At 48.9% G+C, this 278-nt stretch carries 1 protein-coding gene; it reads right to left on the bottom strand.

What is annotated here, in order from left to right; all coding sequences use genetic code 11:
* Nucleotides 1–272, bottom strand: a 272-nt coding sequence (locus KDM89_RS22205) for an aminotransferase class III-fold pyridoxal phosphate-dependent enzyme (protein ID WP_268977926.1), incomplete at its 3' end; no start/stop codon positions are given.
* Nucleotides 273–278 lie beyond the last annotated feature (6 nt).

Below are 278 nucleotides of genomic sequence, written 5' to 3'. Positions count from 1 at the left end.
CGGCAGGCTATCGTACTGGGGACTTTCATCTTGTAAATTCCTACATTCGTCAGACCAAGTGTGTAGGGACTACATCCATGATAGGCTCCTCTGAAAGAAATGATGTCTGTGTGGTTCGAGTATGCCCTGGCCATCACCATGGCCAGGTCATTGGCTTCTGATCCACTGTTTACCAAGAAAATGACCTTAAGAGGCTCAGGAAGGAGTGCTGACAGCCTCTCTGCATATTCATGCATCGGAGAGTGGAAGAAGACAGAACTTGTATGCCACAGGCGGTC

Origin of the sequence: Cognatundibacterium luofuense, assembly GCF_018139685.1 — a bacterium.
Classification (GTDB): Bacteria; Pseudomonadota; Gammaproteobacteria; order Burkholderiales; family Burkholderiaceae_D; genus Undibacterium; species Undibacterium luofuense.
Note: the sequence above shows the minus strand (reverse complement) of the source record. Positions and strands in the feature narration are given on the sequence as shown.